The sequence below is a fragment of the Streptococcus sp. 2018037 genome (genome assembly GCF_019754195.1).
Lineage (GTDB): Bacteria > Bacillota > Bacilli > Lactobacillales > Streptococcaceae > Streptococcus > Streptococcus hashimotonensis.
In genome coordinates this window covers 35,594-47,871 of sequence record NZ_JAIJZQ010000018.1, presented here as the reverse complement: position 1 = coordinate 47,871, position 12,278 = coordinate 35,594, and the positions used below count along the sequence as shown (strand labels likewise).

8 protein-coding genes are annotated in these 12,278 nt (G+C 44.6%); 7 read left to right on the top strand and 1 reads right to left on the bottom strand.

Annotation, left to right across the window (positions count from 1 at the left end; translation table 11 throughout):
• Positions 1–217: 217 nt before the first annotated feature.
• Complete coding sequence (locus tag K5Q29_RS07490; protein ID WP_105139749.1) at positions 218–1,261, bottom strand: zinc-binding dehydrogenase; 1,044 nt, start codon at positions 1,259–1,261, stop codon at positions 218–220.
• A 153-nt stretch (positions 1,262–1,414) separates the two neighbouring features.
• Here K5Q29_RS07490 and tehB point away from each other — a divergent pair, with 153 nt between their 5' ends.
• The 7 genes from tehB to K5Q29_RS07455 all read left to right on the top strand — a co-directional run bounded on the left by tehB (position 1,415) and on the right by K5Q29_RS07455 (position 12,194).
• Positions 1,415–2,275: an SAM-dependent methyltransferase TehB gene (gene tehB / locus K5Q29_RS07485; RefSeq protein WP_105139746.1), complete on the top strand. Its 861-nt coding sequence runs from the start codon at positions 1,415–1,417 to the stop codon at positions 2,273–2,275.
• A gap of 193 nt (positions 2,276–2,468) precedes the next feature.
• Positions 2,469–4,358: a C69 family dipeptidase gene (locus K5Q29_RS07480; RefSeq protein WP_105139745.1), complete on the top strand. Its 1,890-nt coding sequence runs from the start codon at positions 2,469–2,471 to the stop codon at positions 4,356–4,358.
• 117 nt (positions 4,359–4,475) lie between these two features.
• Positions 4,476–6,926 (top strand): heavy metal translocating P-type ATPase, encoded by a 2,451-nt coding sequence (locus K5Q29_RS07475; RefSeq protein ID WP_105139744.1) that lies wholly within the window; start codon positions 4,476–4,478, stop codon positions 6,924–6,926.
• A gap of 183 nt (positions 6,927–7,109) precedes the next feature.
• Positions 7,110–7,595, top strand: a complete 486-nt coding sequence (gene tpx / locus K5Q29_RS07470; protein ID WP_105139743.1) for a thiol peroxidase — start codon at positions 7,110–7,112, stop codon at positions 7,593–7,595.
• A gap of 94 nt (positions 7,596–7,689) precedes the next feature.
• On the top strand, positions 7,690–8,025 hold the full coding sequence (locus tag K5Q29_RS07465) for a hypothetical protein (protein WP_024419461.1): 336 nt from the start codon (positions 7,690–7,692) through the stop codon (positions 8,023–8,025).
• A gap of 90 nt (positions 8,026–8,115) precedes the next feature.
• Positions 8,116–8,817, top strand: a complete 702-nt coding sequence (locus K5Q29_RS07460; RefSeq protein WP_024406738.1) for an ABC transporter ATP-binding protein — start codon at positions 8,116–8,118, stop codon at positions 8,815–8,817.
• An 11-nt stretch (positions 8,818–8,828) separates the two neighbouring features.
• A complete protein-coding gene (locus tag K5Q29_RS07455) occupies positions 8,829–12,194 on the top strand; it encodes an FtsX-like permease family protein (protein WP_105139748.1) in 3,366 nt (1,121 codons plus the stop codon).
• The last annotated feature ends 84 nt before the right edge of the window (positions 12,195–12,278 follow it).

Below are 12,278 nucleotides of genomic sequence, written 5' to 3'. Positions count from 1 at the left end.
AAAAATAGGGTTAAAAAACCTCCTTTTTGTGCGCCCTAAATACAAAAACTATTCCCGTTTTGTCATGAACTGCTCAGACGGGAATAGTTTCTTTAGCTACTTAAATGCTTAACTTAATGACATTGGGAGAAATCCTGGTCTTTTCTGTTATCGGAAAACAAATACCCCAGACAATTTCGAAACTATCTGGAGTTTATTATTTGATTTTCGCAGAGTATTACTCCACCGTCACCATGGCTTTAATCGTTTTGCGGTTGGCCATGTCTTTGTAGGCTTGGTCGATATTGTCCAGGCTGTAAGTTTGGGTGAAAACTCGACCTGGGTTGATGTCGCCTTTGAGAACGGCATCGAGCAAAATTTCCTTATCATAGGTTGTGACAGAAGCAGAGCCACCACCGATAATGATATTTTGAGCAAAGGTTGAGCCAAGGGCGTGGTTGTTGTAGTGTGGTACACCGACAAAACCGATGCGACCACCATTGTGAAGGACGCCGAGTGCTTGGTCAATGGAGGCTTCTGTACCAACACATTCGAGGGCAGCATCAGCGCCACCGCCAAGAATTTCACGAACTTTGGCGATACCTTCTTCACCACGTTCTGCTACGATGGCAGTAGCCCCTGATTCCAAAGCCATTTGCTGACGATCTGCGTGGCGACTCATCATGATAATCTGAGAAGCTCCGCGCATTTTTGCAGCGATGACGGCACATTGGCCAACCGCTCCGTCACCGATGACGACGACCTTGTCACCTGGTTTGACATCTGCAACACGCGCAGCATGGTAGCCAGTTGGCATAACATCTGCCAGAGTCAAGAGGGATTTTATCATGCCTTCTGAGTAATCACTTGGCTGACCAGGAATTTTGACCAAGGCCCAGTTGCCGTAGTGGAAACGAATGTATTGAGACTGGTAGTTGTTGCCCCAGTTGGTGTAGCCTGGATGGTTGTCACAAGTACCGTCAAAGCCAGCGCGACAGGCATCACAATGTCCGCAACCGTGTGTAAATGGAACAATCACAAAGTCACCAGGAACAAGGGTTGTAATATCCTCGCCTACCTCTTCAACGATACCGATGGCTTCATGACCAGAGTTGGTGTCACCATGGTCATGGTGAATATCTTCTCCGTAGCCCCAAAGGTCTGAGCCACAGACACAGGCCCGCACGACCTTGATAATGACATCATCCTTTGCTTGAAGGCTTGGTTTTTCGATTTCTGTAACGGTCATCTTACCGGCTTTTTCATAAATAGCAGCTTTCATATTCATCACACATTTACTTGTCAGTAAATATCCTTTCTGATTGATATGGAATATTATACACCTTAGAGTTCACTCTAAGTCAAGAAAAAAATGGGTTTGAATTCATATTTCCTTTGTGATAGACTAAGTGTATTGGAAAGAAAAGGAGAGATAATGACGGTTTTAGTTCCTTATAAACGCATGCCCATTTGGAATCAGGATACGGTTCCTCAGCATTTTTTGACCAAGCACAATACCAAGGTGGGTACTTGGGCAAAAATCAAGGTCTTGAGGGGTCAACTCAAATTTGAGCCGATCTCAGATCATAATGAAATTTTAGGAGAATATGTCTATGGTCCGACAGACGATATTCCTTTTGTGGAGCCACAGGCTTGGCATCGGGTGACCTTATTGACAGAGGATGCGGAGTTTTTCTTGGAATTTTTCTGTCAGCCAGAGGATTATTTTGCTAAAAAATATGACTACACGCGGACACATTCGGAAGTCTTAGAGGCATTGAAAATCATCAAGCCTTGTAGGGTTTTGGATCTAGGTTGTGGTCATGGTAGGAACAGTCTTTATTTGGCTCAGCAGGGGTTTGAGGTAACTGCTGTAGATAAAGATGTACCAAGTATTCGGACACTCTTGCAGGTCAAGGAAGTAGAAGATTTGGACTTGCAGGCTGGGACTTACGATATTAACTCAGCTAGTCTGGAGCAGGATTACGACTGGATTATCTCAACCGTTGTCTTTATGTTCTTGGAGCGGGAGCGGGTGCCAGCTATTATCCGCAATATGCAGGAGCAGACACGGCCTAGTGGCTATAACTTGATCGTGGCGGCCATGGATACGGAGGATGCACCCTGTCCGATGAATTTCTCCTTTACCTTTGGAGCAGGTGAGTTGAAGGAATACTACCGTGACTGGGAATTGGTCAAGTACAATGAGGATTTTGGTCAGCTCCATAAGCGTGACGAACATGGTAATTTCCTCAAGATGCGGTTTGCGACCATATTGGCTAGGAAAAAAGGATAAATATTTTTTTGAAAGCACTTGCAAGGGAGGTGCTTTTGCGTTACAATGTAGGTGCAAATGGGTAAATCATATTATACTCCACGAAAATCACCTTCTGGTTGGATAAGAGCCTTGTGTAAAATAGTCTCTGAGTTTGTATCTCTGGAGGGCGCCTACTTCTGATTTTCACAGAGTATCAGGAAAGGAGAAGTCTATGAAAAAGACTTTTGTTCGTATAGCCACATTTCTAATGTTGGTTTGCCTATTCCCTGTTCAACTTGTTCAAGCCTGTTCAGGCTTTATCATTGGGAAAGGGTTGACAACGGATGGTTCTATCCTTTATGGTAGAACGGAAGATTATCCATATCCACCAAATAATGGAGCGCACAATAAAAATTATATTGTGGTTCCAGCAGCAACCTATGCCAAGGGGGATATGTTGGTGGATGAATCATTCGGTTTCACAGCACCACACTTGGCAAATGAGTTCAAGTACACCTCTACGCCTGATGCGGCACGTGGGGATGGGTCAAACGGTAATTTTGGTGCGCATGGATTTAATGAAAAAGGTGTGTCCATGACTGCCACTGTTACAGCTATTCCAAATAAAAAAGTTTTAGCTGTTGACCCATTGGTAACTGCGGGGGGACTAGGTGAGGCCATTTTGATTGACTATGTTCTTCCTAGAGTCACCAGTGCGCGTGAAGGTATCAAATTAATTGCGAAGACAATTGATGAAAAAGGTTCAGCAGAAGGGAATATCATTGTTATTGCTGATAAGAATGAAGTTTGGTACATGGAAATTTTGTCAGGTCACCAATACGTAGCCATCAAATTCCCTGAAGACAAGTATGCAATTTTTGCAAATACTTACTATCTAGGTCATGTTGATTTTACCGATACAGAAAATGTGATTGCTTCTGCAAAGGTTGAAGAAGTAGCCAAACAGGCTGAAAATTATATGATGGTTGATGGGAAGTTCCATATTGCCAAATCATATGGACCTGAGAATTATGCTGATGGTGATCGTTCTCGGACATACGCTGGTATAAAATTGTTAGATCCAGCATCGTCTGTAACCTATGAAGATGGTGTGTATGATTTACTGCGTCAGCCAACAGACCCAAGTCGTCGCTTTAGTTTACAAGATACCTTTGCCTTACAACGTAACCGTTTTGAACATCTTCCAGAATTTCGTCCAGACGATGAAGCAGGTAAGGTAAAACAAGGGGATAACGGTGCGAATGATCAAGCGGCAGATGCGACTTATAAATACGCTCTTGGTAATGAAAACGTCATCGATGCCCATGTTTATCAGATTAATAGTAGCTTACCATCAGCCTTCGGTGGCACAGTATGGTTGGGCTTAGCTCAGACAAGGAATACACCGTATGTTCCATTTTATGGTATTGTGACTGATACTTATGAAGCCTTTAAAAATCGCTCAGCTTCTTATGATACCAATTCATGGTACTGGACGGTGCAAAATATTGATAAGATGGCCATCTCACACCCAGAGTTATTTGGTACATCAATTCAAGAAAAATGGATTGCACTTGAAAAAGAATGGATTGCTGCACAAGCAGCTCTTGATGCTCAATATGCTGGACTTTCAGAAGATGCAGCCGTAGCTCTGGCTCCAACTGTAACAGAGGCAAGCTTGGCTCGTTCAGCAGAAATTTTTGCGCAATTAAAAGCTGTTGAAGCTGAAATGATGGCAAAAATTGAAGCGGCAACAAGTCCGTCATCCAGCAGCACCGACTCATCAAGTAGTACTGAACCATCCACTAGTACCGAACCATCATCAAGTAGTACTGAACCATCGACCAGCATTGAGCCATCATCAAGTGGTACCGAAACTTCAACCACTTCAAGCAGTACAAGTCAGTCTACAAGTGCTTCTGACACAGGAGGAGCTACGGATACTTCCTCATCAAGCGGAACAGTAGTATCTTCTGATAAGAAAGTAACACCTACCAATAAAAAAGGTAAATCAAGTCTTCCTAGTACAGGTGAGCAAGTCAGCCTCTTGTTGGTGGCGCTAGGTGTTGCAGGAATTTTAACAGCAATTTTTCTTCATCGGAAAAAATCCAGTAAAGAATAAATGAATATGTAAAAGTAGGTTGGATTGATTTCAATCTACTTTTTTGAAACAATTTTGTTTACAAATGTAGTCGTTTTATGTATAATGTGATTACAAACGTAGTCAAAGGAGAAGGATATGAAACAAGCAAGCTATCCCATTCAAGGCATGACCTGTGCCTCTTGTGCTATGACAGTTGAAAAGGCTGTTGGTAAATTAGCAGGAGTAGAAGAGGCCAGTGTCAATCTAGCGACTGAAAAATTAAGTGTTAGCTATGATGAAAAGCTTTTGGGACTAGAGGATATTCGTCAGGCAGTTGAAAAGGCAGGTTATCAGCTAGTCGATAACTTGATGACTGAGTCTTATGACATTTCAGGCATGACCTGTGCTTCCTGTGCTATGACGGTTGAAAAAGCTCTTGGCAAACTAGAAGGTGTAGAAGAAGTCAGTGTCAATTTGGCAACAGAAAAGGCAACCATCCGTTATAGCCGTGATAGGCAAAATCCAGCTAGTCTTGAAAGAGCAGTAGAGCAGGCAGGTTATCAGTTGATCAGACCAGAAGAAGTGGAAGAGACGGTGGATAAGGGACCAAGCAAGGAAGACAGTCTTTGGCAACGATTTGTCTGGTCAGCAGCATTTACTCTTCCACTGCTCTATATTGCTATGGGGCCTATGTTGCCCTGGGGTGGGTTCCCATTACCAGCCTTGCTCCATCAACCGCTAGTCTATGCGGTCAGTCAAGTCCTCCTGCTCATCCCTGTCCTTTATATGGGACGCAGTTTTTTCCAAAAAGGCTTTAAAACTCTCTTGCAAGGCCATCCCAATATGGATTCCTTGATTGCCGTTGGGACTGGAGCAGCCTTGGTTCAAGGTCTTTTGATGATTGCTTTTCTTCTGATGGGGAAAGAAGTAGCCATGCACGGTCACCATCCAGAACTGTATTTTGAATCAGCTGCCGTTATCTTGACCTTGATTACCCTTGGAAAGTATTTTGAAGCTAGGTCCAAAGGTCAAACTTCTGAGGCCATTAAGAAGTTGATGAATCTGGCTCCCAAGACAGCCCAGGTCCTACGAAATGGGCAGGAAATACAAGTACCGATTGAAGATGTGGTAGTAGGTGACCAGGTCATTGTTCGCCCAGGTCAGCAGATTCCTGTTGACGGTCAAGTTCTAGAAGGCCAGACACGTGTGGATGAGTCTATGCTGACGGGTGAGAGCCTGCCAGTGAAGAAAGCTCTCGGCGATACTGTTTTTGGCGGTACCCTTAACCAGCAAGGCGCAATTACCATGCAGGCTACCAAGGTTGGTCGTGATACGACTCTGGCTCAGATCATTCGCTTGGTAGAAGAGGCTCAAGGGTCTAAGGCACCCATCGCCAAAATGGCTGACCAAGTATCTGCCGTCTTTGTGCCAGTTGTCATGGGCTTGGCTTTCTTGTCTGGTCTGGCCTGGTATTTCTTGGGGCAAGAATCATGGATTTTTTCACTTAGTATTATCATCGCCGTCTTGGTCATCGCCTGCCCTTGTGCTCTGGGTCTAGCAACTCCGACGGCTATCATGGTTGGGACTGGAAAAGGGGCAGAAAACGGTCTTCTGTTCAAGTCTGGTCAAGCTATTGAAACCCTACAAGGTGTGAATACCATTGTCTTCGACAAGACAGGGACTATTACAGAGGGCAAACCCCAGGTGACAGACATTCATCTCTTGTCTACTAAAAATCGTGAGCAGGTCCTCCAGCTGGCAGCAAGTAGTGAGCAATTTTCCGAGCATCCTCTGGCTCAGGCTCTCCTGCAAGCTGCACAGACAGAAAAGATTGATCTCTTGCCTGCCACTGATTTTCAGGCTCTTTCTGGCCGTGGTCTTTCGGTGACAATAGCAGAGCAGACCATCTATCTGGGAAATGAACGGTTGATGCGGGAACAGGGAATTGATGTTTCCCAAGGACCTGCAGTTGCGGAGGCATTTGCCCATCAAGCCAAGACGCCTGTTTTCCTAGCCAGCCAGCAAGAATTACTAGCAGTCATTGCCGTTGCCGATAAAGTAAAAGAGACCAGCCGTCAGGCTGTCCAGGCTCTGCAAGCCATGGGCTTAGAAGTGGTCATGCTGACAGGGGACAATGAAAAAACTGCCAAAGCCATTGCCAAGGAAGTCGGCATTGAGCAGGTGGTCAGTCAGGTCCTACCAGATGACAAGGCCAACCAAGTCAAGCTCTTACAAGAACAGGGCAAAACAGTCGCTATGGTGGGGGATGGTATCAACGATGCCCCAGCACTAGCTCAAGCCCATGTGGGTCTGGCCATTGGTTCTGGGACTGATATTGCCATTGAGTCTGCCGACATTGTTCTCATGCATAGTGACATTTTGGATGTGGTCAAGGCTGTTAAACTCAGCCAGGCAACCATGCGGACCATCAAACAAAATCTCTTCTGGGCCTTTGCTTATAATGTGATTGGCATTCCAATTGCCATGGGGCTGTTACATGTATTTGGTGGACCTCTGCTCAATCCTATGTTTGCAGGTGCAGCCATGGCTCTCAGTTCAGTATCAGTCGTCTTGAACGCTCTGCGATTGAAAACCTACAAACTATAGCAAAAATACCAGTCAAAAAACTGGTATTTTTGCTTATAAACGCTTACAATAAATATATTCTACTCTTCGAAAATCAAAATTATTCGTTGTCAACTCGCCTTGATGAACTCCAGTTCTATCTTCGGCTTCGTTTCCTAGACTACTTTTGATTTTCATTGAGTAATAAATGCAAGGGAGATGTCTATGACAACCTTTATTGGAAAACCGGTGACCTTGGTAGGTCCACGATTGCAAGTGGGAGATACCGCCCCTGATTTTGTCCTCATGGCCAATGACTTGAGCCTGAAAAGTCTGAAAGACTTTGGCAAGCAGACCAAGGTCATCAGTGTGGTGCCTTCTATTGATACAGGGATTTGTGATACCCAGACTCGTCGATTCAATCAGGAACTGGTTGATCGTGATAATACGGTTGTTATTACAGTTTCAGCAGATCTGCCTTTTGCCCAAAAACGCTGGTGCGGGGCTGCAGGTTTGGAAGATGCCATCACCCTGTCTGATTACTATGACCATGCCTTTGGTAAATCCTACGGTGTGCTCATGCGAGAGTGGAATTTGCTGGCGCGTGCAGTCTTTGTCCTTAATGCCGACAATGAAATCACCTATGTGGAATACCTGGACAATGTCAACGAACATCCAGATTATGAAGCGGCTCTGGAGGCTGTTAAATAATAATATAACGGTGCCTGAAAGGGCATCGTTTTTTGATGGAATATTTTTGTCTAATTTGATATACTAAATTCAATAATTCAAAGGAGGGTCTTTTATGGAAAAGACACAGATTATTCAAGACGTTTTGGCCCTCATTCAAGACTTGAATCAGGCCTTTCAAGCAGACAAAGTAGGAACAGCTGATGAGCAACGGTTCCAGCATAATTTGACAGAGACGACACGCATATTGTCGGAGGCCAAGTCGGTCACCAATACAGAACTGATTGCGATTGAGAAATTCTACCGTTCGACCAGTTTTTTGGTTGGACTGGGTGATCTGCGATTGAGTGAGAAAAGCAGGCAGGCTTGGAAGGCTTTTGATCGCTACTACTACCAGATCATCAGAGAAGAATTGAAACTCTATGGTGGCTCTGCTATTGCCCAAGTATAATAGATGATCAGAGAGGGTGAGAATCCCTCTTTTGTGCTATAATAAGTAGTAAGAATACAGTTGTTAGGAAGAGAAGAAGCGAGGTGTGCCATGTCCTACATCCAAGTAAAGAATTCGTCAAAATACTACCAAATGGGGGATGCGACCATTGTGGCAAATGACGGTGTGTCCTTTGAGATTGAAAAGGGGGAGCTGGTCATCATTCTTGGCTCATCGGGTGCGGGCAAATCCACTCTGCTCAATATTTTAGGTGGCATGGATAGCAATGACGAGGGGGAGGTTTGGATTGACGGTGTGGATATTGCCAAGCTTTCAAGTCATGAACTGACCAATTATCGTAGAGATGATGTAGGTTTTGTCTTTCAATTTTATAACTTGGTTGCCAATCTGACCGCCAAGGAAAATGTGGAACTGGCAGCAGAAATCGTCAAGGATGCCTTGGATGCCGAGGAGGTCTTGGAACAGGTCGGACTCGGTCACCGTATCAATAATTTCCCTGCTCAGCTTTCAGGCGGCGAACAACAACGTGTGGCCATTGCCCGTGCCGTTGCAAAAAAGCCTAAAATTCTCCTCTGTGATGAACCGACAGGGGCTTTGGACTACCAAACTGGTAAGCAGGTCTTGCAAATCCTACAAGATATGTCCCGCAAGCAGGGGGCGACGGTGATTATCGTTACCCACAATAGTTCCCTAGCCCCTATTGCAGACAGAGTGATTCGAATGCGGGATGCCCGTGTACACTCCGTTGAGTTACACGCAGAACCCCAGGATATTGCAAGCCTAGAATATTAGTGGGTGAAACTATGAAAAAGAAAATCTACTGGAAGGATATGAGACAATCTCTCCTTTCTTCCAAGGGGCGTTTTTTGTCCATATTTAGCCTGATGATGCTAGGAGCTCTAGCTTTGACAGGTCTGAAAGTAACAGCTCCCAATATGGAAAAGACGGCCCAAGCCTATATAGCCAGTCATCGAACGATGGATTTGGCAGTAATTTCAGGTCTGGGACTTAGTCAAGCTGACCTTGACGAATTAGAAACGATAGAAGGTGCTACTCTTGAAGCGGGCTACTTTAAAGATGTGGTTGCTAATGAAGGCCAGACTGCAATTCGGCTGTTTTCAGCTCCCAAGACCCTATCGACCTATAAGCTAGTAGAAGGGGAAATGCCCAGTCAAAAGGGGCAAATAGCCCTATCAGCTTCTTTAAAAAATCGTTACAAATTGGACGATACTGTTCAAGTGACGGAGTCTGATAAGGATGGAAAAATCTTGACACAGACAAGTTTTACTCTTGTGGGCTTTGTCGCATCAGCAGAAATTTGGGACAATGAAACCATGGGCATGGCTGCAAGTGGTGATGGGCAGTTAGGTGGCTATGGCCTTGTTAGTCAGGATACCTTCAAATCAGAAGTTTACACTATTGCCCGTATTCGCTATGATGATTTGGTTGATTTACCATATTACAGTCAGGCCTATCAAGACAGGTTGGACCAGCACCAAGAAGACTTAGAAAAGTTATTGGCTAACAATGATGAACAACGATTGGCAGCTATTCAGTCAGATGGACAGACAGATATTTCAAAAGGGGAAGAGGAAATTGCTCAGGCTCAATCCCAGCTTGAACAGGCCGAGTCAGAACTGGAAACAGGGGAGGAGCAATTAGCGACAGGTCGTAGAGAGTTTGCGCGTGGTAGGGCTAAGGTTGTCCAAACGGAAGCTGAATTACGAGCCGCCCAAGCCCAACTATTAAAAAATAAGTTTGAATTGGAAGAAAGTAAAAAGGAATTGGATGGGCGTAAGGCTCAATTAGAACAGACTGCTTCGTTTCTAGACGGCTATCAGATGGAATTAGAAACGTCAGCCCAGCAGTTAGAAAAGGCCAAGCAAGAATTGGATTCCCAAAATGCCCAACTGAGTCAGACCGCATCTCAGATTTCCACAGGGCGAGCTAATTGGTTTCAAGCTCAGCAAGAGTTAGACCTTGAAATTGCCAATCACTTGCAAGAAGGCCAAACCCTCTCAGACTATCCTGACTTGTTAGCTAGACAGGCAGGTTTGGATGTTGAGAAAAGCCGATTAGACCAAATGGAATCTGTACATGAGCAGGCCAACCAAGCCTATTTACAAGGTTATGATTACTATCAAACCAAACAAAATGAATACAATAGCAATCTAGCCCAGTACCAAACTTGGAATCAAGAATATCAGGCAGGTTTGGCCCGTTATCAAGCAGGTTTGAGTCAGTATGAACAAGGCATTGCAGCCTACAATAAAGGAGTAGAAGACTATGAATGGGGACTGAGTCAGTTAGAGTCTTCAAATCAACTGCTCCGTCAGGAAGAACTCCGTTTGGAGGAGGCTGATAAAGAGTTAAGTCAAGCTCAATCCCAATTTTCTGAAAAGAAAGCTTCGGCCAATCAAGAAATTAGCCAAGCTCAAACCGAGATTGCTCAGGCCAAATCCGACTTAAGTAAGCTGGAAAAAGCGCCTTATCAGGTCTATACTCGAACAAGCCTACCAGGTGGGGATGGCTATACTACCTATAGCAATGCGACTAGGTCTATTGCAGCAGTGGGCAATGTCTTCCCAGTTGTTCTCTACCTTGTCGCAGCTCTAGTGACCTTTACTACCATGGCCCGTTTTGTCGACGAAGAGAGAACCCAGTCAGGTCTCTTCAAGGCCCTTGGCTATACGAATAGACAGATTATGGCTAAGTTCATTCTCTATGGTTTGGCGGCAGGTCTGGCAGGAACAATAGTCGGCATAATAGCAGGTAATCTCCTCTTGTCTCCACTTATTTCCAACATTATTACGCAGACAACCGTGATTGGACCAGCTAAACTTCATTTTTATCCCCTTTGGACAGGTTTAGCCTTGCTCCTGTCTCTGGCTTCCTCGGTCCTGCCAGCTTACTTGGTGGCTCGTCGGGAACTGACAGAAAAACCTGCTCAGCTACTTTTACCTAAGCCACCGGTTACAGGCTCCAGCATTTGGATCGAAAAATGGCCGGCTATCTGGTCTCGTCTAAGCTTTACCCATAAGGTGACAGCCCGCAATATCTTCCGCTACAAGCTTCGTATGCTTATGACCATCTTTGGAGTAGCAGGGACCGTCGCCCTTCTTTTTGGAGGACTGGGTATCCGTTCCTCTATTTCAGGAGTTGTCCAACGACAGTTTGGGGAGCTGATCCATTATGATATGTTGGTGGTGGAAAATAGCAGAGCTACTGAGGAAGAGTTGGATAAGTTAACACATTTTCTTCAGTCAAATCAGGTTCGCCAATCCTTGCCAGTGGCTTTTGAACAGCTCAATCAAACGGTGGAAGAAAACAGTCAGAGAAAGAATCTATCGATTAGTCTCTACATTTCAGACCGTCGGGATTTTGGAAATCAAGTCAGTCTGGAAAGTTCGACAGGTCAGCCTATTAAACTGAGTGATAGGGGGATTGTTCTAACAGAAAAATTGGCGCAAATCTACGGAGTTTCAGTTGGTGATAAATTATCACTGACCTTGGAAGATAAGGAAGTTTCAGTCAGGGTAGAGGCTGTGGCTGATATGTACGCAGGGCATTTTATCTATATGACAGATAGCTACTACGAACAAGTGACTGGCAAGCAGAAGACTGCCAATGCCTATCTGGTTCAGTTGAAAGACAGTCAGTTGGGGCATATTCAGACTCTTGCAAGTCAACTCCTAGCGATGCCAGCAGTCAGAAGTTTGGTTCAAAATACTTCTCTTATAGACATGCTTACCACGATTGCAGGCTCGCTTCAGACCATCATGACCATTCTAGTCATTCTATCCATCTTGCTTGGCTTGGTCATTCTTTACAACCTTACAATTATCAATATGTCTGAACGGATTCGTGAATTATCCACCATCAAGGTACTGGGCTTCCACAATAAAGAGGTGACCATGTACATCTATCGTGAAACCATTGCCCTTTCGCTGATTGGTATGTTGGTTGGACTGGTTGGCGGTATTTATCTCCACAAGCTCCTTCTTGCCATGATTGGTTCGGACAGTATCCGATTCAATCCATCTGTCGGACTAGAAGTCTATCTCATTCCTATCTTAGCCATTAGTGGAATTTTGGTTGCTCTTGGTTGGCACATCAATCATCATCTGAGAAAGGTGGATATGTTAGAAGCACTAAAATCTGTTGAGTAATGTTTATCACACGGAAAATCCTAGTCACTGACTGGGATTTTCTATTATTCCAGCCCTCCCTAGTCCACTAAAACATACGTTTCA

What these genes read in the sequence shown, in the direction of transcription:
- tpx (WP_105139743.1), top strand. Translation starts at nt 7,110, where the DNA reads ATGACAACCTTTATTGGAAAACCGGTGACCTTGGTAGGTCCACGATTG.
- K5Q29_RS07460 (WP_024406738.1), top strand. Translation starts at nt 8,116, where the DNA reads ATGTCCTACATCCAAGTAAAGAATTCGTCAAAATACTACCAAATGGGG.
- K5Q29_RS07480 (WP_105139745.1), top strand. Translation starts at nt 2,469, where the DNA reads ATGAAAAAGACTTTTGTTCGTATAGCCACATTTCTAATGTTGGTTTGC.
- K5Q29_RS07490 (WP_105139749.1), bottom strand. Translation starts at nt 1,261, where the DNA reads ATGAAAGCTGCTATTTATGAAAAAGCCGGTAAGATGACCGTTACAGAA.
- K5Q29_RS07455 (WP_105139748.1), top strand. Translation starts at nt 8,829, where the DNA reads ATGAAAAAGAAAATCTACTGGAAGGATATGAGACAATCTCTCCTTTCT.
- K5Q29_RS07475 (WP_105139744.1), top strand. Translation starts at nt 4,476, where the DNA reads ATGAAACAAGCAAGCTATCCCATTCAAGGCATGACCTGTGCCTCTTGT.
- K5Q29_RS07465 (WP_024419461.1), top strand. Translation starts at nt 7,690, where the DNA reads ATGGAAAAGACACAGATTATTCAAGACGTTTTGGCCCTCATTCAAGAC.
- tehB (WP_105139746.1), top strand. Translation starts at nt 1,415, where the DNA reads ATGACGGTTTTAGTTCCTTATAAACGCATGCCCATTTGGAATCAGGAT.